This is a genomic window from Paraglaciecola aestuariivivens (assembly GCF_052983255.1).
In genome coordinates, this window is the sequence record NZ_JBRKBA010000007.1 from 155,239 (window position 1) to 175,663 (window position 20,425).

Annotated in this window: 20 protein-coding genes; 14 read left to right on the top strand and 6 right to left on the bottom strand. The window is 41.6% G+C overall.

Going from position 1 to position 20,425, the window contains the following annotated elements; translation table 11 throughout:
* Window positions 1-10: 10 nt before the first annotated feature.
* A complete protein-coding gene (gene fadI, locus ACVCDT_RS12240) occupies window positions 11-1,321 on the bottom strand; it encodes an acetyl-CoA C-acyltransferase FadI (RefSeq protein WP_447133069.1) in 1,311 nt (436 codons plus the stop codon).
* 447 nt (window positions 1,322-1,768) lie between these two features.
* On the opposite strand from fadI, the gene ACVCDT_RS12245 reads away from it, so the two are divergent.
* The 8 genes from ACVCDT_RS12245 (at window position 1,769) to ACVCDT_RS12280 (ending at window position 10,178) form a co-directional block, all read left to right on the top strand.
* Window positions 1,769-2,725, top strand: coding sequence for an AAA family ATPase (locus tag ACVCDT_RS12245; RefSeq protein ID WP_447133070.1), 957 nt, complete (start codon window positions 1,769-1,771; stop codon window positions 2,723-2,725).
* Window positions 2,726-2,748: 23 nt separating this feature from the next.
* Entirely contained in the window at window positions 2,749-3,705 is a 957-nt protein-coding gene (locus ACVCDT_RS12250; protein ID WP_447133071.1) for a DUF58 domain-containing protein, read from the top strand.
* Window positions 3,702-4,208, top strand: coding sequence for a DUF4381 domain-containing protein (locus ACVCDT_RS12255; RefSeq protein ID WP_447133072.1), 507 nt, complete (start codon window positions 3,702-3,704; stop codon window positions 4,206-4,208). The genes ACVCDT_RS12250 and ACVCDT_RS12255 overlap by 4 nt, the downstream gene beginning before the upstream one ends.
* Complete coding sequence (locus ACVCDT_RS12260) at window positions 4,201-5,199, top strand: vWA domain-containing protein (RefSeq protein ID WP_447133073.1); 999 nt, start codon at window positions 4,201-4,203, stop codon at window positions 5,197-5,199. The genes ACVCDT_RS12255 and ACVCDT_RS12260 overlap by 8 nt, the downstream gene beginning before the upstream one ends.
* The gene (locus tag ACVCDT_RS12265; RefSeq protein WP_447133089.1) at window positions 5,199-7,067 is read left to right on the top strand and encodes a vWA domain-containing protein; all 1,869 of its coding nucleotides are present in this window, start codon (window positions 5,199-5,201) and stop codon (window positions 7,065-7,067) included. Before ACVCDT_RS12260 ends, ACVCDT_RS12265 begins: the two co-directional genes overlap by 1 nt.
* Window positions 7,068-7,075: 8 nt before the next feature.
* Window positions 7,076-8,797 (top strand): BatD family protein, encoded by a 1,722-nt coding sequence (locus ACVCDT_RS12270; protein ID WP_447133090.1) that lies wholly within the window; start codon window positions 7,076-7,078, stop codon window positions 8,795-8,797.
* Window positions 8,798-8,920: 123 nt separating this feature from the next.
* Window positions 8,921-9,478 (top strand): sigma-70 family RNA polymerase sigma factor, encoded by a 558-nt coding sequence (locus ACVCDT_RS12275; RefSeq protein WP_447133074.1) that lies wholly within the window; start codon window positions 8,921-8,923, stop codon window positions 9,476-9,478.
* Window positions 9,471-10,178: a DUF3379 domain-containing protein gene (locus tag ACVCDT_RS12280; protein WP_447133075.1), complete on the top strand. Its 708-nt coding sequence runs from the start codon at window positions 9,471-9,473 to the stop codon at window positions 10,176-10,178. The genes ACVCDT_RS12275 and ACVCDT_RS12280 overlap by 8 nt, the downstream gene beginning before the upstream one ends.
* A 23-nt stretch (window positions 10,179-10,201) precedes the next feature.
* Here the strand turns inward: ACVCDT_RS12280 and ACVCDT_RS12285 are convergent, their stop codons facing one another.
* Window positions 10,202-10,654 (bottom strand): GNAT family N-acetyltransferase, encoded by a 453-nt coding sequence (locus ACVCDT_RS12285; protein ID WP_447133076.1) that lies wholly within the window; start codon window positions 10,652-10,654, stop codon window positions 10,202-10,204.
* A 97-nt stretch (window positions 10,655-10,751) separates the two neighbouring features.
* On the opposite strand from ACVCDT_RS12285, the gene putP reads away from it, so the two are divergent.
* The 6 genes from putP (at window position 10,752) to ACVCDT_RS12315 (ending at window position 17,860) form a co-directional block, all read left to right on the top strand.
* Entirely contained in the window at window positions 10,752-12,266 is a 1,515-nt protein-coding gene (putP, locus tag ACVCDT_RS12290) for a sodium/proline symporter PutP (RefSeq protein WP_447133077.1), read from the top strand.
* Window positions 12,267-12,388: 122 nt separating this feature from the next.
* Window positions 12,389-13,303 carry a sulfate adenylyltransferase subunit CysD gene (gene cysD, locus ACVCDT_RS12295; RefSeq protein WP_447133078.1) on the top strand — a complete coding sequence of 305 codons (915 nt, stop codon included), beginning with the start codon at window positions 12,389-12,391 and terminating at the stop codon, window positions 13,301-13,303.
* Entirely contained in the window at window positions 13,304-13,900 is a 597-nt protein-coding gene (gene cysC, locus ACVCDT_RS12300) for an adenylyl-sulfate kinase (protein ID WP_447133079.1), read from the top strand.
* Window positions 13,900-14,688, top strand: a complete 789-nt coding sequence (gene cysQ, locus ACVCDT_RS12305; RefSeq protein WP_447133080.1) for a 3'(2'),5'-bisphosphate nucleotidase CysQ — start codon at window positions 13,900-13,902, stop codon at window positions 14,686-14,688. The genes cysC and cysQ overlap by 1 nt, the downstream gene beginning before the upstream one ends.
* A 2-nt stretch (window positions 14,689-14,690) precedes the next feature.
* Entirely contained in the window at window positions 14,691-16,097 is a 1,407-nt protein-coding gene (gene cysN, locus ACVCDT_RS12310; protein WP_447133081.1) for a sulfate adenylyltransferase subunit CysN, read from the top strand.
* A gap of 35 nt (window positions 16,098-16,132) precedes the next feature.
* Window positions 16,133-17,860, top strand: coding sequence for an SLC13 family permease (locus ACVCDT_RS12315; RefSeq protein WP_447133082.1), 1,728 nt, complete (start codon window positions 16,133-16,135; stop codon window positions 17,858-17,860).
* 124 nt (window positions 17,861-17,984) lie between these two features.
* Here ACVCDT_RS12315 and ACVCDT_RS12320 read toward each other — a convergent pair whose 3' ends face one another.
* The 4 genes from ACVCDT_RS12320 to ACVCDT_RS12335 form a co-directional block, all read right to left on the bottom strand.
* Window positions 17,985-18,449 (bottom strand): YciI family protein, encoded by a 465-nt coding sequence (locus ACVCDT_RS12320; RefSeq protein ID WP_447133083.1) that lies wholly within the window; start codon window positions 18,447-18,449, stop codon window positions 17,985-17,987.
* Between the two features lie 16 nt (window positions 18,450-18,465).
* Window positions 18,466-18,858 (bottom strand): OsmC family protein, encoded by a 393-nt coding sequence (locus ACVCDT_RS12325; RefSeq protein WP_447133084.1) that lies wholly within the window; start codon window positions 18,856-18,858, stop codon window positions 18,466-18,468.
* Window positions 18,859-18,986: 128 nt separating this feature from the next.
* A complete protein-coding gene (locus ACVCDT_RS12330; protein WP_447133085.1) occupies window positions 18,987-19,178 on the bottom strand; it encodes a hypothetical protein in 192 nt (63 codons plus the stop codon).
* A gap of 296 nt (window positions 19,179-19,474) precedes the next feature.
* Window positions 19,475-20,071: a glutathione S-transferase family protein gene (locus ACVCDT_RS12335; protein WP_447133086.1), complete on the bottom strand. Its 597-nt coding sequence runs from the start codon at window positions 20,069-20,071 to the stop codon at window positions 19,475-19,477.
* Window positions 20,072-20,425 lie beyond the last annotated feature (354 nt).

Sequence of the window (20,425 nt, forward strand, 5' to 3'; positions counted from 1 at the left end):
GTCAGTCACCTTATTCTGTTTCAACTATCATAGCTGCTGCTAATCCACCCGCGGCACAAGCCGTAAGTAAACCTGTTCCACCGCCTCGGCGATTCAATTCGTTTAACATTTGGGTGATCATGCGTGTGCCTGTTGCGGCAAAAGGGTGACCATAAGCTAGCGAACTTCCCATGACATTAAACTTATCCATGTCCATTTCACCTATAGCTTGTTTACGCCCTAATTTATCTTGGGCAAACTTATCACTAGCAAACATTTTAAGGTTAGCTAAGGTCTGGGCGGCAAAAGCCTCGTGCATTTCAATTAAGGTCAGATCATTTAAGGTCATGCCGGCTCTATCTAGCGCCAAAGGAGTTGCATAAGAAGGCCCCATTAACATGTCTTCCCATACATCTATCGCCGCCCAAGCATAACTTTTAATATAACCAAGGGGGGTATAACCTAGAGCTTTAGCTCGGCTTTCGGTCATCATTAACACAGCTGAGGCGCCGTCAGTTAATGGCGTAGCATTGGCAGCCGTCACTGTGCCATGTTTTCTATCAAATACTGGCTTAGGTTTGGCATAACCTTCTAAGGTGGAGTCAAATCGCACGTTATTATCTTTTTCTAAGGCGCCTTTAAAAGGTTCAGCGTAGGCAGTCATCACTTCGTTGGCTAACTTACCTTGTTCCCAACTTTGGGCTGCCAAGGTATGTGATCTATGAGCTAAGGCATCTTGCTCTTGACGACTAATTTGGTGAGTTTTAGCCATTTGCTCTGCTGTTTGCCCCATAGACAACCCAGTAGAATACTCGGCTACTGCTGGAGGAACAGGTAATAAGTCCTTAAGACCAAGCTTTTTTAGTACCTTCAGTTTTTGCCCTAATGTTTTGGTTTTGGTTAAATCTGTCAGAGCACGCGCTAAGTTTTTAGACACACCTATAGGTGATACTGAAGTAGAGTCTGCGCCCCCTGCTACCCCAACACTAATATTGCCAGCTAACATTGACTCGGCAACACTCACTGTTGATTGAAAACTAGTGGCACAGGCTCTAGATACACTGTAGGCATCGGTATGAACGTTCATGCCAGTGCCTAATACTATTTCGCGGGCAATATTTGGTGCCTCTGGCATTTGCACTACTTGGCCATAAACTAATTGCTCAATGAGATTGGGATCTAGATTATGTCTGACCATCATTTCATTAACTACCATCTTGCCTAAGTCTACCGCTGGCACACCATGAAAATAGGTGGCCATTTTGGCAAACGGCGTTCTAAGTCCAGCAACTATGGCAATTCTGTCGCCTTCTCTGGTTGTAACTATTTGCTTAGCTGACATTGTCTAACCCTTTTTTAATCATTCAAACCCAGTGGTCTGACCTGTGAAATTTAATCGATTGTACCTAGTTAACAAATTGACTGCAAGGTTTGCCTATTTACCTAAAAATCATCAGAACTGCCTAAAAAGACCTTCTGCCACTTGCTATTTTTGAGCCTAAGTGTAGGAGCTAAATTGCCATGCGCTAAAACAATTGGGTGATTTTCACCCAAGTAGTGAAATGAAGTGTGACTTTTAAGCTTTGTAACATTGTTTTTTTAATGGGGAACCTTATATCGGTTAGCATAGTCATTAAACGGTGCCATTAAACTGAGCTTCAGTGATCAAATTAAACATTTTCACATTGGCTCCAGTAGCAAGCACCAGCAAAAAATCGCTAATTTAAACCTAATTGCAAAGCAAGGTTAGTCCGTTCTCGCAAAGAATATAAAGGAAATAGTTAACACTATGGCAGTAGCAGAATTTAACCAATTACAAGCCTACTTAGATAGTCAGGTAGTAGGGCAACAAACACTAACACAGAATATTTTAGTGGCATTATTAGCTGACGGGCATCTTTTGGTTGAAGGGCCACCAGGCTTAGCTAAAACGCGCGCGGTTAACGCCTTAGCAAATGGATTAGAAGGTGATTTTCATAGGGTGCAATTTACCCCAGACTTATTACCAGCAGATCTTACGGGTACAGATATCTACCGACCAGAAACCGGTGACTTTGTGTTTCAAAAAGGGCCGTTATTCCATAATTTAGTGTTGGCCGATGAAATTAACCGTGCGCCAGCGAAAGTGCAATCTGCCCTACTAGAAGCTATGGCCGAAAGGCAAATAACGGTTGGAAACAAAACCTATGCATTGCCTGAGTTATTTTTAGTTATGGCAACCCAAAACCCTATTGAACAAGAAGGTACCTACCCTTTACCAGAAGCTCAACTCGATCGCTTTTTAATGCATTTAGAAATTGACTACCCAGGGGCTGACACTGAATTAGAAATTTTGCGCTTAACTCGTAACGAAGCCATGCATGTAAAACCCGTGGCGGCCCCCAACTTAAGCCAAACTGACATTTTTAATGCTCGCCAAGACGTATTAAAAATCCATTTAGATGAAGCACTTGAGCAATATATAGTGCAACTGATTATTGCCACTCGTCAGCCACAGAATTACCACCAAGACTTAGCCAATTGGATAGAGTTTGGTGCCAGTCCAAGGGCCACTATAGCCTTAGATAAATGCGCAAGAGCTCATGCTTGGTTAATGGGTCGTGACTTTGTTGGCCCAGACAATATTCAGGCGGTGTTTCACAATGTGTTAAGGCACAGAGTGTTGCTTAGTTATGAGGCCGAAGCTGAAGGCGTAAACCGCAATCAAGTGCTTGATAAAATTTTACAGCTAGTGGCTGTTCCTTAACCTAGTTTGTTGAGGAGCCTAATATGCTAGATGTATCTGCATGGTTAACAAAGTTACAGGCTAATGGGGTTGAACTTGGGATCAAAGAATTGATCTACTACCAAGGCAAAACCGCTTTATTAAATTTGTCTCCACGCAAAACCGTACAGGCCAAACTGGCCGGCGCTTATTTGGCTAAAACCAAAGGTCGGGGCATGGAGTTTGACGAAGCCAGACATTACCAAGCAGGCGACGACATACGTGCCATAGATTGGCGAGTCACCGCGCGTACAGGGAAAACTCACACTAAGTTATACCGTGAAGAAAAAGAGCGACCGGTCTTTGTGCTAACCGATTTGTCAAACAGCATGCAATTTGGCACCCAATTTTTATTTAAATCTGTACAAGCTGCGCATCTAAGTGCACTTATTGCTTGGTCGGCACGTAAACGCGGCGATCGCATAGGCGGCTTGGTGTTTAATCAAGACCAGCACATAGAATCTAAACCATTTACTCGGCAAAAAGCGGTATTATCTTTGTTAAATAGCATGATTAAACTGCAAACTAATTCAAAAACGACTGACTTAGCTAGCCCGCCTGTGACCTTAGCTGATATGTGTGCACGTTTACGCCGTTTAGCTCATCCTGGTAGTTTAATTTTTATCATAAGTGATTTTAGTCAGTTAGATGAATTGGCTAAACAGCATATAGCCCAGCTTAGCAAACATAATGAAGTCATTGCTTACCCCATAAGTGATCCCTTTGAACATCAATTACCTAAGGTAAAAGTCAGTCAAACTGTGACTCTAACTGATGGTCAAAATAGACAACAAATTGTACTGGGAGAAAAGCACACTGAAAGTCAGTATTGTGACCAGCATATGGCACAGTTTAATCGCATAGAAACCACTCTCAAACAATGTAAAGCGCAAGTGGTACCCATCAATGCTGGCCTACCTCTTGAAATGCAATTAAATAAGGTGATGGGTATAAAAGCATGATGAATCCATTACAAGATCTAAAAGATATTCACCTACCCGCGCCCATAGAAAGTTGGCCGCCCGCTTATGGTTGGTGGTTACTAGCCTTAGTTGTGTTGGTAACTATTGGTTTACTGACCTATTGCATTGTGCGCGGGATTAAAACACGCCAAGCAAAACGCGAAGCTTTAGCTGAACTACAAAATTACGATCTGTCAGATCCCAAGGCCATTTCACACTTCAATAAATTGTTAAAGCGTGCTGCGCGGGTTTATTTCCCAGAGTTTGGCATTGAAAATTTGCATACAGAGCAATGGTTAGCCTTCTTAACCGCCTGCATCTCCCCTAAACACCAAGCCAAACTGCAACCTGATTTGGCGGCCATGCAGGGAGCTTTATATAAAAAACAGTCAGTCACAGCCCAACAACTAAAAGATTACCAAAGGGCTTGCCAAGCTTGGTTAAAACACGCTTTGCCGCCGAGCAAAGGTGTATTACACAAATTGGAGCAACAAGATGTTTGAGTTTGCCTGGATTTGGGTATTGTATTTATTACCTCTACCACTATTAGTTTTATTACTACCAAGTAAAAAGCTAGGACAAGAGGCAGCCTTACGGGTGCCAAGTTTAACCCAAGGCATAGAGCATAATGTCGGCAAAAAAGTCAGTAAAAAACTGCCATTATTTTTAGCTAGTTTAGCTTGGATTGCTTTGATAGTAGCGGCTGCCCGCCCTCAATGGTTAGGCGAGCCAGTAAGCATACCCGCTGAGGGCCGCGACTTGATGATTGCGGTAGATTTGTCAGGCAGTATGAAAATTGATGACATGCAATTAAATGGTCGCCAGGTAGACCGTCTAAAAATGATCAAGTTTGTGCTAAGTGACTTTATAAAACGTCGAGTGGGCGATCGCCTTGGTCTTATATTGTTTGCTGATACGGCTTATTTACAAGCCCCCCTCACCTACGACAGAGAGACAGTCGAACAACTGCTCAATGAGTCTCTCATTGGATTGGTTGGCGAACAAACGGCTATAGGAGATGCCATAGGCTTAGCAATAAAACGCTTTGAAGCACGCAAAGAATCAAACAAAGTATTAATACTATTAACTGATGGACAAAATACCGCGGGTAATATCACCCCTGAACAGGCAAACGAATTGGCCATTAATAATGGGGTGACCATTTATACTATAGGTGTAGGGGCCGACAAAATGTTGGTACAAAGCTTTTTTGGCAGTCGTCAGGTTAACCCATCACAAGATCTTGATGAGGACATGCTAACCAAGATAGCAACCTCTACTGGTGGGCGCTATTTTAGAGCCCGAGATGCCGAATCTCTTCAGCAAATTTATGCCACCTTAGACGAATTAGAGCCCATTGCCCGCGAAACCAGACAAATGCGCCCCCTACAGGCGTTATATTATTACCCGCTAGCCTTAGCTTTATTGATAACCTTTTTAATGGGACTAGCTCCAGTGATTAATCAACTTGTTTTAAGAAGGTCTGCCGCATGATGGAACTTCTTGCCCAATTTAGTGAATTTCATTTTATCCGCCCCCATTGGTTGTGGGCCATTATTCCGCTATTAATAGTGGTTTCATTGATAAAGCTTGTACACAAACAACAATCCGGTTGGCAATCAGTGTTGGCCAGCCATTTATATCAACATTTAATTACCACAGAAGGAGTAAAAAGCGCTCGTCCACCTTTAACCTTATTGGCATTTTGCTGGGTATTAGCCACCTTAGCTCTAGCCGGCCCCACTTGGGAACGCTTGCCTCAGCCTGTATATCAATTAAATACAGGTAAAGTGGTGTTAATAGATATGTCGCTATCTATGCGCGCCACCGATATTAAACCTGACAGATTAACCCGAGCAAAATACAAAGCGATTGATTTAGTCAATGCCATAACCGAAGGTGAGACAGGCTTAGTTGCTTATGCAGGTGATGCCTTTACTATTAGCCCACTTAGCTCTGATGCCCAAAATCTCACGACCTTAATTCCCAGTTTATCTCCAGAAATCATGCCTATTCCTGGCAGTGATCCGGCCTTGGGTTTACAGGCTGCCATTGATTTATTAAATAATGCCGGTTACCAGCAAGGCGAAATATTTTGGATAACAGATGGGGTAACAAATCAACAAATGAAGGAGCTGAGTAACATTATTAACAGTAGCCAATATAGACTATCGGTTTTGGCTGTTGGCACAGCACAAGGAGCGCCTATTCAGTTGACCAATGGAGAGTTGCTAAAAGATAGTCAGGGCGCAATAGTGGTACCTAAACTAACTTCCGATAATCTAGCCTCGTTAAGTCAAGCTGGCGGTGGTCGATTTGTTCAAATGCAAACCGATGACAGCGATATAAATTATTTGATCGAACAAGTTCTAGTGGAGCAAGACCCCAACGCCAACGAGTCTGAAGAGCAACAAAACTTTGGCGATAAATGGCAAGAAATGGGGCCCTACTTACTTTTGTTAATCTTACCTTTTGCGGCTTATAGCTTTAGAAGGGGCATAGTCACTGTGATCTTATTGGGCTGTTTGTTGCCTATTTACTCGCCACAGGCCCGAGCTGATTGGTGGCAAGATATGTGGAAAACTAAAGATCAACAAGGCCAACAAGCCTTTCAAGCTCAAGACTATCAAACTGCGGCAAGCACCTTTAACGATCCACTTTGGCAAGCCAGTGCCCATTATAAAAATAACGACTATCAAGCCGCCCTTGAGTTGTACGCTCAGATCCCCGAATTCTCTCCTGAATTTGTTGATGCTACTTACAATGCAGGCAATGCCCTGGCCCAGCTAGGAGAGCTAGACAAAGCCATTGCGGCTTATGAACAAGTTTTGGCTAAGGCCCCAGATCATCAAGATGCCTTAGCCAATAAAACCTTATTAGAAAAGCTACAACAGCAACAGCAGAACCAGCAACAACAGCAAAATCAAGACTCGTCCAATGATCAGCAAGACGACCAACAACAAGGTGATCAACAACAGAGTCAACAAAATAGCCAAGATCAACAAAGTGATGCTGGTGAGCAACAGCAGCAAAACGCTGAACAACAAACCGGCCAACAAGATCAACAACAAGCTGCAGAACAAGACCCACAAACATCTGACGAACAAGAAGAAGCGCAACAAGAACAGCAGCAAGCTCAAGAATCGGAGGCCGAAAACGCCGAACAAAATGACAAAAACCAAGCCTTGCAGCAGCAAGAACAAGAACTAAGCGATGAGCAAAAAGAACAAATGCAACGCATGCAAAATTTACTCAAACGGGTGCCCGACGATCCCGCATTTTTATTAAAACGCAAAATGCAAATTGAGGCACAAAGGCGAAAAAGAGAAAGGCTACCAACTAATGTACAGGGGAATTGGTAACAGTGAGTATGGTTAAATTAAGCAAAACAAAAAGCGTTTGGGCAGTAGTATGTTTACTGCTTAGTCAATTGTGTTTAGCACAAAATATACAGGTAACCGCTTCAGTGGATAAAAATCCGGTGATGGTAGACGAGTCATTTATTTTAACTGTGGTTGCCAATGGAGACGTAGACAGAGATGCTTTTGATGCATCCATTTTAATGCAAGATTTTGTGGTGGGCCGCACTTCTGTTAGTTCTCAAACCCAAATGATTAATTTTACTACCACTAAAAGTACCACTTGGTCCACTACCTTAATCCCCACCAAAGTGGGCCGTTTTACCATTCCAGCGTTCAATGTTGCCAAAGCAAAAACTCAACCCATAGAAATTAATGTTATTCCAATGACCGCCCAAGCGGCACAAAAAGGTCGAGACTTGTTTGTGACCACAGAGGTAGATGTCAATCAGGTCTATCTACAACAACAAATACGCTACACAGTTAAACTCTATTTAGGCCAAGATCTACAACGCGGGAGTCTATCATCCCCTACCCTAGAAAATGCAGACATAAGACAGATTGGCAAAGACAAAGAATACAGTGAAATAGTCGATGGCAGGCGGTATCGCATTATTGAGCGTGCCTTTGCCATCATTCCTCAAGAAAGTGGCCAATTTACTATCGCAGGGCCTTTGTTTGAGGGTGAAATAATTGACAATTCTCGCCAGAGTTTTGGCTTTTTTAATCGCAGTAAAGCGGTCAATAGAGTGGGACCTAGCCAACAAATTGAAGTGCTACCTATCCCTAGTAATTATCAGCAACATTGGTTACCCAGTGACTTTGTACAACTGCATGATGAATGGCAAGGCGACGCCAAGCAATATATAGCGGGTGAGCCTATCACTCGCACCCTAACCCTAACTGCGGTGGGCGTTGTAGAAGAACAACTGCCCGAAATTGCTAGTCAATATCCTGACTCAGTTAAAGTTTACCCAGATCAAGCAGAAACCAGCACAGTGGAAAAAGACAATACCTTGATTGCCCAGCGCAAAGAAAGCATTGCCATTATACCGAGTCAAGCTGGCGAGCTAGTCATTCCCGAAGTGCGTTTGCCTTGGTTTAATAGCATTACCAAAAAAACCGAATATGCTGTGCTTCCTGAAAAAGTATTGCAGATTCAACCAAGCCCTAATCAAAATCAAACAGCTTTTACCCCGCCCAGTTCACAAACTTTAGCAATTGAACCACCAGTGGTTTCTGCGACTGATTTAAATGGTGAACCAGCAGTGTATGCGGGTACTAATCCATATTGGCAATGGCTTAGCTTAGGGCTAGCCTTAGTATGGCTTTTAACCCTTATGGCATGGAAAATCCATGTCAGCCGTATCAAGTCTACAGTTAAAGCAACTGCTAGCACTGCTAGAACCCATGAAAGTGAACAAGCACTTTGGAAAAAGTTAGATAAAGCCCTAAGCAAAAATGATGCAGCGCAATCGCAACACTTGCTAGGTTTATGGTTAGGGCAATGGTTAGGGGATAAACACGCCTCGTTAAACCAGTCTTTAGCTAAGCTACAAAACGCGCAACTGACGCAAGCCACGCAGGCCTTATTAGCCGCGCGTTACTCCGCCAATAAAACCCCATGGCAAGCCACTGAATTACATAAATTAGTTAGGCAATTGAGAAAACAAAAAACACAAAGTTCTAAGCAACAACAAAAATTAACAGCCCTCTACCCCACTGGCGGCTAGTAATTCAGCAGTAAAGTTTTAGTTGCAGCAAGGCTAGTCGCTGTTATCTTAAACTCTACTGCTGATTTTTTTCATTCATTAGCTTGAGTGAAAGGCACTGATTAAGCTGAAATGGAAAATAATATGTTTTCGCGAAAGCAAACCAAGGATGCCTCGGTCTTAAGTGGCATGACAAATAAACAAACACGTTACGAAGCCTTAGTGTTAGCGCTGCACGGCGACATTTATAGATACGCCTTTTGGTTAGTAAAAGATAAAGCTGTGGCTGAAGACATAGTACAAGAAACCTTTCTAAGGGCTTGGAAATCTTTAGATTCGTTAAAAGACGAAAAAGCCGCTAAATCTTGGCTGATCACTATTTTACGCAGAGAAAATGCCAGACGCTTTGAACGTAAACAATTTGATTTAGTGGATATTGAAGATGTCGCGGTAATAGATGAACAACTGTCGCATGAGATGCAAATTGAACATCGCGAACTTCGTTTAATCATGGCTTCTTTGAGTGAAGAATACCGAGAACCCCTTATGTTACAAATCGTTTTTGGCTATAGCGGTGATGAAATTGCTAAGCAGCTAGATTTAAATAAAAACACTGTTATGACTCGCTTGTTTCGTGCACGTAATCAAGTTAAAGAAGCCTTAGAGCAAGCAAACGCGAGTAAGGAGCGTCACAATGGATGAGCTAGAATTTAGACGTAAGCTGTATGCCAATCCTTATTGTGATGATAAAGATGTGTTGGCGGCTAAACAAAATGATCCTAAAAAACATAGCTTTTGCCTCGAGTTACAACAACTCGAACAAAAAATGCAAGCCGCTAGTCAGGTAAAGGTGCCCAAGGATTTGGCTCATAAATTAATTTTGCGCCAAAGTTTACATAGCCATAAACAACAAAAAACCCGTAGCCGTATTCAGCTAGCGCTGGTTGCTTCTGTGGCTTTTGTGGTGGGAATTAGTTTCACTCTTTGGCAGCAAAGTACTTTGTTAGATATCTCTAAACAGGCCATAGCTCATGTTATTCATGAGGGAAATTATGCTCTTGGCGCACAAGAAAACATTTCTTTAGAGCAAGTTAACGCCAAATTAGCAACTTTTGGCGGCAGCTTTAATGAAGATATAGGGCGGATCTATTATGCCAACTTTTGTGATTTCCAAAATTTGCGTAGCTTGCATATGGTAGTGCAAGGCGTACAAGGAAAAGTATCGGTTTTCATCATTCCCCATCAGTCTGGGCACCTAAAAGAAGGGCAAGCTTTAGATAAAAAGTATCAAAGCCAAGCCATAGATCTACAACGCGCCAGCATAGTAGTAGTGGGAGAGACAGCGGAAAATGTGGCCACGACTAAACAAAAGTTAAGCGAAAAAATTATCTTTTCAGCTTAAGCATTTACACCGCTAATTGTGGTTTATTTAGCTTTAGGGGCGGCCAATAAATGCATATCAATGTGCATAACGCCGCCATCATCGTAAGGCTGGCCCTGACAAACAAATCCAAAGTGTTGATAAAACTCACTGGCCTCCAGCTGAGATGAAAGTTCAACTAAATGTTCTGGATACTGTTGCTTTATTTGCGCCAAAATATAGTTAATTAACGCTTTGCCTTTACCTTTGCCTCTTTGGCTAGGATGCAATACTACCCTTTCTATTTTTACTTTATTGGCTAGCTCATCTAAACGATAACGGGCGTAAGTTAACAATTGCCCCGCCTCATCATTTTCTAACACATGCATGGCAACTTGATCTAATTCATCTAAATCAGGATAAATGCTTTGTTGCTCAATGATAAAAACCTGTTGGCGCAATAACAACAGGGCGTAAAGTTCGTTTTTAGTTAGTTGTACAAAGGACTTTTGATACATATGGGTAAGTAACTGGCGAATTGATCGTTGACTTGTTAGCATACGGGATTAGCAAAAAACTTCATATCTTTTCGTTACTTACTTCTAAGGAAGCTACATGGATCCCTATACTCTGATTTCTCTTGGCCTGTATTTTTTAGTAATGCTTGGCATCGGACTTTATTCCTTCAAACAGTCAAGTACAGACGTTGAAGGTTATATGTTAGGTGGCCGCAACCTAAGTCCAAAAGTGACAGCTCTTTCTGCAGGAGCATCAGACATGAGTGGCTGGATGTTAATGGGCTTACCTGGCGCTATGTATGTGTCTGGTTTATCTAGTGCTTGGATAGCTGTAGGTTTAGCCGTTGGTGCCTATCTTAATTATCTTTGGGTTGCCCCACGTTTAAGGGTGTATACCGAACTAGCTAAAAATGCCATTACCATTCCAGACTATTTTGAAAACCGCTTTAACGATACTACTCATAGCCTACGTATTATTTCGTCTATCGTAATAGTGATTTTCTTTACCTTGTATACCTCGTCTGGTGTGGTCGCTGGCGGCAAGTTATTTGAATCCTCCTTTGGTTTGAGCTACGAAATGGGACTATATGTAACCGCAGGCGTTGTTGTGGCTTACACTTTAGTTGGCGGTTTTATGGCTGTGAGCATGACCGACTTTGTACAAGGCTGCATCATGTTTGTGTCTTTAGTGTTAGTACCTGTAGTTGTGTTATTTGACTTAGGTGGATTCAGCGGTGCCGCTGAGCAATTAAGTGTGTATGAGGCAAACTTTTTAGATCTCTTCCAAAATGCTTCAACCGGCGAAACCATGACGGTTATTGGGGTGATTTCTTTGTTATCATGGGGATTAGGTTATTTTGGTCAACCTCATATCATTGTGCGTTTTATGGCCATTCGCTCGGTGCACGACATAAAAACCGCACGTCGAATTGGCATTAGCTGGATGTTGGTTTCTATTACTGGGGCATTGGCCACTGGCCTACTCGGCTTGGCCTATGTTACTAAAACCCAAGGTGACTTAGGTGACGCTGAAACCATTTTTATCTACTTATCACAGATCCTGTTTCATCCATTGGTCAGTGGCTTTTTATTAGGGGCAATTTTAGCCGCTATCATGAGTACCATTTCTTCACAGTTATTGGTTACTTCTAGCTCTTTAACTGGTGATTTTTACCAAGCCTTTTTACGTAAAGACGCAAGCCAAAAAGAATTGATCACTGTGGGGCGTATTTCTGTGGCCGCAGTAGCCTTAGTGGCTATTTATTTAGCTTATGATAGAGACAGCACCATTTTAACTTTGGTTAGCAATGCATGGGCTGGATTTGGTGCGGCCTTTGGACCTGTGATCTTGATTAGCTTAGTGTGGAAAGACATGACTCGCGTATCAGCCATATCAGGCATGTTAGTAGGGGCATTTACCGTACTTATTTGGATCTATGCGCCTATCACCATAGGTGGCATGCATTTAAGTGACTGGATCTACGAAATTGTGCCTGGTTTTATTGCCTGTAGCGCCACCATTATTGTGGTTAGCTTACTCAGCAAACAGCAAGATTCTTGGGTGGCAGAAACCTTTGACCGAGTACAAGAACAACTAGACCAACTCAAGTAGTGGGTTTAGTTGATTTCGTGCTGTGATAGCACAAATAGCAATACAATTTTTTATGAATTTTTGTTAGTGTTCTAAATATAGAACTATTTAATATAAACACCTTAACTTTGCGTGAGAGAACCATGTCTAACTCTATTCCAACTGTGACCCACTTGAAGCAACTTGAAGCGGAAAGTATTCATATTTTCCGCGAAGTGGCCGCCGAATTTGACAACCCTGTGATGTTGTACTCAGTAGGAAAAGACTCGTCGGTATTACTGCATTTAGCCCGTAAAGCCTTTGCGCCGGGAAAAATTCCTTTTCCATTATTACATGTTGATACCACCTGGAAATTTCAGGAGATGATCCGCTTTCGTGACGAAATGGCCAAGAAACACGATTTAAACCTGTTGGTACACATTAATCCAGATGGTTTAAAAATGAATGTGGGGCCATTTACCCACGGTAGTGCTAAACATACAGACATAATGAAAACCGCAGGCTTAAAACAAGCCCTAGATCACTATAAGTTTGATGCCGCCTTTGGTGGCGCTCGCCGTGACGAAGAAAAATCTCGCGCTAAAGAGCGGGTGTATTCTTTCAGAGATGAAAACCATAGATGGGATCCCAAGAACCAGAGACCCGAGTTGTGGAATGTCTATAACTCACAAATAAACAAAGGTGAAAGCATTCGGGTATTTCCCATGTCAAACTGGACAGAGTTAGATATTTGGCAATATATCTACATGGAAAATATCGAAATTCCGTCGCTTTATCTGGCTAAGCCGCGTCCTGTGGTTAAACGTGATGGGGTTTACTTTATGGTAGATGACGATCGCATGCCGCTAGAAGAAGGTGAAGTTCCAGAAATGCGTTCGGTAAGGTTTAGAACCTTAGGCTGTTATCCACTCACTGGCGCGGTAGAGTCTACGGCAGCGACTTTGCCAGAAGTGATCCAAGAAATGTTATTAACCAAAACTTCAGAGCGCCAAGGCCGTGTAATAGATCACGACTCATCTGGCTCTATGGAGAAGAAAAAAATGGAAGGATACTTTTAAATGGCCAACAACATAGTCTGGCATCAACATGCCATTAATAAAGCTTCTCGTGCCTCGGCAAAAATGCAAAAGCCCTGCGTGTTGTGGTTAACTGGATTAAGTGGTTCAGGAAAATCTACCATAGCCAACTTATTAGAAAAAAAATTGGCTGAGCATGGTAAACACACCTATCTATTGGACGGCGATAATGTTCGTCATGGCTTATGTGGCGATCTTACCTTTAGCGACAAAGACCGAGTAGAAAACATCCGACGCATAGGCGAAGTGGCCAAATTATTTGTCGATGCAGGTACTATTGTATTAACCGCTTTTATTTCTCCATTTAAAAGCGAACGAGATTTTTGTCGAAACCTATTAGAAGACGGCGAATTTATCGAAATATACATTGATACCCCCATTGAAGAGTGTGAAAAACGCGATCCTAAAGGTTTGTATCAAAAAGCACGCCAAGGTGACATTAAAGATTTTACTGGCATTGACTCGCCATACGAAGCCCCAGAAAACCCAGAAATTACCCTAAACTTCTCGGGCCAGACTGCAGAACAATCAGCTGAACAATTATTTGAGCTGCTAAAAGAAAAAGGAATAGTAGCTTAATGTTAGAAGCCGAGCTTAAACAAGGCGTGATTGATATTGCTCACCAAGCAGGTGAGAAAATCATGCAAATATATAATAAAGATTTTACCATTTATGAAAAGTCAGATGAGAGCCCGCTAACCGAAGCTGACTTAGCCGCCCACAACTGCATAGTAGAAGGCTTAAAAGCACTCTCTGAGCTACCCATTTTATCTGAAGAGTCTGCCGATATTAGCTGGCAAGAGCGCAGCCAGTGGACTAAGTATTGGTTGGTTGACCCTTTAGATGGCACCAAAGAATTTATCAAGAAAAATGGGGAATTCACGGTAAACATTGCCTTGATTGACCAAGGTAAGCCTGTATTTGGTGTGGTTTATGCCCCAGTACTTGAACACACTTATGTAGGTGAAGAATCTGTAGGGGCAGTTAAAATCACCAAAGGTATCAGCCAAGCCATTAAGCCAAAACAATGGCAAGCTGGTGAAACCTGGAAAATAGTTGGCAGCCGCTCACACCAAAGTCCTGAAATTCAAGCTTTGCTTAACGCCCTTGATGGCGACACTGAGTTAGTGGCCATGGGTAGTTCGTTAAAGCTATGTTTGGTCGCTGAAGGTGCAGCGCATTTATATCCTCGTTTAGGTCCAACTTCTGAATGGGATACAGCTGCAGCACATGCTGTGGTTAGTGCCGCTGGCGGGAAAGTGACAGTGATTGAAGATCCTAAAGCTGTACTAAAAGCCGATGCTCAAGCGCTTAAATACAATCAAAAAGAATCCATTTTAAACCCTTATTTTTTGGTGAGTTGCTAAATATGAATAGCGAAAACACATTATTACAGTCAGATATATTGGGCTATTTAGATCAACACGAAAAGAAAGACCTATTACGTTTTTTAACCTGTGGCAGTGTTGACGATGGTAAAAGCACTTTAATTGGGCGCTTATTACATGACTCAAAAATGATTTTTGAAGATCAGCTAGCCGCCATTACCAAAGATAGTAAAAAAGTTGGCACCACAGGTGATAAAGTCGATTTAGCTTTGTTAGTAGATGGCCTGCAATCTGAGCGTGAACAAGGCATAACCATAGATGTTGCCTACCGCTACTTTTCTACAGACAAGCGTAAATTTATTATTGCCGACACGCCAGGACATGAACAATATACACGTAACATGGTCACTGGCGCCTCAACCTGCGATGTGGCCATTATTTTAGTGGATGCTCGTGCTGGCGTTAAAACCCAAACTCGCCGTCACTCGTTTTTAGTCTCGTTGTTAGGGATTAAACACGTCATAGTGGCAGTGAATAAAATGGATTTAAAAGACTACAGTCAAAATGTTTATGAAAAGATAAAGGCCGATTATTTAGAGTTTTCTAAACGTTTAGATATCCCTGATATTCAATTTATTCCGTTATCAGCCTTGGACGGCGACAATGTGGTTAACCCAAGTGAAAATACGCCTTGGTACACAGGCGACACCTTGATGACCATGTTAGAAAATGTCGAAATTAATGATGATATTAATGCCGATGACTTTCGCTTTCCTGTGCAATATGTCAACCGCCCTAATTTAAACTTTAGAGGCTTTGCGGGCACTGTGGTATCAGGTCAAATACAGCCTGGCGATAAAATTACCGCCCTACCCTCAGGTAAACAATCTAAGGTTAAAGCCTTAGTGAATTTTGAAGGTGAACAAGAGCGCGCTTACGCCCCACTTACTACCACTATCACACTAGAAGATGAAATCGACATCTCACGTGGCGATATGATAGTAAAAAGCGATAATTTACCTCTACATAGCAACACCTACCGCACAAATTTAGTGTGGATGGATGAAGAGCCTATGATGCCTAATAAGCAATATGGCTTTAAGTTTGCCACTAAGTTTGTGCCAGGTAGCGTAACTGATATCGACTATCAAATTGATGTTAACTCTATGGAGCAAAAACAAACCGTGCGCCTAGCACTTAACGAGATAGCAGTGGGTAAAATTAAGCTGACTCAACCTGTAGCTTGTGATCCCTATGCTAAAAATCGCGCTACTGGCGCTTTTATTATTATCGATCGAGTCACCAATGGAACCGTTGGCGCAGGTATGATTATTGATGTGGCAGAAGAAGCCAATACCAGTCAATTCTCTGAATTTGAACTTGAGTTTAATCAACTGGTAAGAAAGCATTTTCCACATTGGAATGCGGTCGATATCAGCAAACTTTAAATTCACAGTCCAACTAAAAATAAGAATAAAACAATATGGACATCAATCAGTATCTGGTACTCGCAATATTCGCAGGAACCCTATTGGCGCTGGTGTTTACCCACCAGCGCCCTTCCATGATTTTTGCGGGCACTATATTGGCACTGATAGCTAGCCAACAACTGGTTATAGCTGAGGTGATCCATAACTTAACTAACCAAGGCTTAATTACCTTAGTTTTACTCTTATTGGTAAGTTCTGCGGTAGATAAAACCTCGTTAATTAAGCGTTTAGGAAGAACCTTAATCTCGGCTAATTTTAAACAAAGCTTTGTACGTTTATTTGGCTTAACCTTTTTCTCTTCTGCACTACTTAACAATACCGCCATTGTGGCCAGCTTAATTGGTCCTGTGAAACAAAACCAACATCATCATGCGTCGCGTTTACTTATTCCCCTATCTTACTCAGCCATTTTAGGCGGCACGGTAACCCTTATTGGCACCTCAACCAATCTTATCGTTGACAGTTTTTTAATAGAACATGGTCATCCTGGCTTTAATTTCTGGGACTTTACTTTATATGGTTTAGTTGCAGGGCTAAGTTGTGGGTTATTAATGTTTATGATTACTCCTTTGTTACCTGAAATTGCCAATAAAAATGCTCAGTACAACAGTTATTTTATTGAAGCAGATGTTGAGCCAGACAGTGAGTTAGTAGGAAAAAGCGTAGAAGAAAATCACTTACGTAATTTACCCGAATTATTTTTAACTGAGATTGCGCGTAAGGGAAAACTTATATCTCCCGTTACCCCAGACATAGTGATTGAAGCTGGCGATAAATTAATTTTTTCTGGGAATATTCAACATGTTGACAACCTTAATCACATTAAAGGATTAAGCCTATTTGCAGAATCAAATGGCTTGATGCGCGACAACCTCACCGAAGTGATTATTTCTAACCGGGCGCAAATAATTGGCAAAACCATTAAAGCTTTAGGATTTAGAGCCTTATTTGATGCTGCAGTAGTGGCAATTAGACGAGATGGCGAAACTTTGTCGGGAAAACTTGGGGAAATAAAACTGCAATCAGGTGATTTTTTATTGTTAGCCACTGGGCCTGACTTTATGCAAAGGCACAATCTGAGTAAAAACTTTTTTATCTTGTCTGAAAAAAAAATGCCAACCAAGTTAAGCCTCAAACAAGAATGGCTAACCTTGTGTGGTTTTATCGTCACCATTGCACTAGCTGCTAGCTCGGTTTTAAGTCTAGCCACAGGATTACTTTTCTTTATTGCCTTATTAGTGATTGCTGGGGTGATATCTAACAATGAAATTAAACGCAATATCCCGCTCAATTTAATAGTGGTGATTATGGGCGCACTAAGCTTAGCTACAGCGCTAGAGAAATCAGGCTTTATCGCGCAGCTAATGCAAACAATAGAGCCTTGGGCGGGCAGTGTCAGCCCAATATGGGCATTGGTGATGGTGTATTTGCTAACCCTGATTTTAACTGAACTGGTGACCAATAATGCCGCGGCGGCGTTAATGTTTCCTATAGCTTATGGCTTAGTGCAAAGTTTGCAGTTGCCCATTATGCCTTTTGCCTTAGCTGTGGCTTTTGCCGCCAGTGCAAGTTTTATTTCACCCTATGGTTATCAAACCAACTTGTTAGTGTTTAGCGCAAGCAATTATAGATTTAAGCACTTTATTACTTTTGGTTTGCCTATTTCTGTGTGTTATTCGAGCATAGTATTAGTCTTACTAGCCTATACCTATGGGCTTTAAAACACTAAAGTGCTCAGCCATACAATATGGTAAAGCCTAGGTGGCCACAAAATTAAACAAGATCTATAGAACCTTTAACCTAGACTTTACTTGGCCTACAAAACCATGCATTTCTGTATGTTATTTAGGGAGTTTGTTGAGATATTTGCTTACTTATCTCATAGACTTTCATCAAAGCTGCTGAGGCATAAAGTTTGTGATATTCAGCTATCATTTCACCTTGATCAATCACCGGATCAGTGGCGACGTACTGCTTAGCCGTTTCAATATCTGGAGTAGCAAAAATAAACATGCCACGCCAACCATCGACTCCATCCATAGGGCCAGCAATGGCTAATTTACCTTGGTCGGCTAGGCGTTTAATATTGGCCATATGCCCTTTAAACATTTCATTGCGTTTTTCGCCCTTTTCCATAGGGGTCGGGCCAGTTTTAAGAATGACCAAAACATAACTACGCATGCCATAGTCATCGGCGCCCAGTGATTCAGCTAATTTTGCATCATATTGGGTGTTTGCCGAGGTTTGCGCACTAACAGGCGAAACTGCAAAACATAGGGCTAAGAATAAGATTAGGTGTAATGTTTTCATTTTAAATTCCTTTGGCTTAGTCAGCGAGATCGATTTCAAAATCGGGCATAGCTTGGATCACTTTTTTCACTGTACAGGTATTAGCAGCAGCTAAAAGGGGCTTTTTATACTTTTCAGGAAAACCTTCTGGCAAGCTAACTTTGATAGAAAAGCACTTTTTAAATTTATCTTCACCTTGGGTGCGGTGTTCTTGCGTTAAGGAAATGCCATCTGTGCTAATGTCGCGTTGCTGACAAAACTTACGAATAAAAAACGCAGCGCACAAAGGCATGCTCGCTAAAAAGTAGTCAAAAGGCTCTGGGTATGATTCGTCGCCGCCAGCAGACTTACTTTGATCACTAATAATGCTGTGCTGGCCAAAACTAGCTTGCAACTTTTGCCCATCAAGTAAATTTACCTCTATTTTCATCTTTATCACCTAGTTAACGCGTTTAATGAGTTAACTAGATAATACGATAACTTACTTTTACTTACCTCTAGAAAATCACTTAATCTAGCAACTCGGTCTTTAATGAACTTAAATACAAGGCCATGTAACTAAACCGAGTATCGCTCAGATTTTAGCGGGGCGAGCAGCAAATAGAACACCCAAGCAAACCAGGATACAAAAATAACCGCTAACAACCAAGCGAGCTTTTCACCGCCACGCGTGCGATCAGATAAGCCAATGGCTAATACAGGAATAAGCCACAACATAAAAATAACTAACGCGCCTAGTGCACTAAACATCTCATTTCTCCTATAGATTGCCACCCCTAATTGGTGGTTGATAAAACATAAGCAATAGCCATTCCAGCTAATAAAAACTATATATTTCAAACACCTAACTAAAGCCCTAAAAAACATTCTATTGTTATTAGGCTAATAAGTAGTGAATTTCACACATTTTTTAAAAGTTACACAGGCTACTATGGGCTTTGTAGGTAATGAGAATAATTAGGACAAATAGGAAGCTAAGGGCTTAAGTACACAGATAGCGTACCCTTATGTTTTTATTGTGTCTTAATAGATTTAAAACACTTTGATTATTGCATTCCCACATAATGTGGTTGCGAGGCAACCCTTGTTATCCACTTCTCGATAGCTGGAAATTCGGTTAACTCAATTCCCGCTTCATGGGCAACATGGGTATAGGCATATAGAGCTATATCTGCGTTTGTAATTTGATCACCTACTAAGTACGGGCTTTCAGATAGCTGTTGTTGCATAACAGTTAACGCATGTTTACCGGCTTTTTGTTTGGCTTGGTATTCATTTTTTCTTTCTTCAGGTAAACCAAGATATTTAGCAATAAATCGCGCTACAGCAATATTAGGCTCATGACTATACTGCTCAAAAAATTGCCATTGCTGGATTTTAGCTAATACAAATGGCTGATTTGGTAATAAAGAACTCCCCGCAGCTAAATAATTGATTATGGCATTGGATTCAGACAAACAACGTCCGTCTGCTAACTCTAACACGGGAATTTTACCATTAGGATTTTTTGCTAAAAACGCGATATTGCTTGCTTCACCTGACAAAATATCAACATCTTGCCATTCATACTCAATACCTAAAAGCGCACAAACTAATTTCACTTTATAACAATTGCCAGACTGAGTATCGCCATATACTTTCATTCAACACCTGCCTTTAGTCACGCACCGCATAAACTAACTCGTTGTGGTTTTAGCATACTCCTAGCTATTGATAACGCAACTATATTCACTTACATACAGATAAACGACTATTTTTATGAGGTTTGTCTTGGTCTAAAGAGGGTTTTCCAATATACAATGAATCATGATATTGATTTCTAAAATTTCTGCTATTTGCGGGTGCTTGACAATAGTAGTCTGAATTGGTGCTTTTAGCAGATAGCGGTCATTGGGCTTGGCTTAAATTTAAAAGCACGCTTCGCGCATCATCCTTGATGTTTTTCACACAGAATCCCTTCTGTGCGACTTACTTTTTGTCTACAGCCACAAAAACTA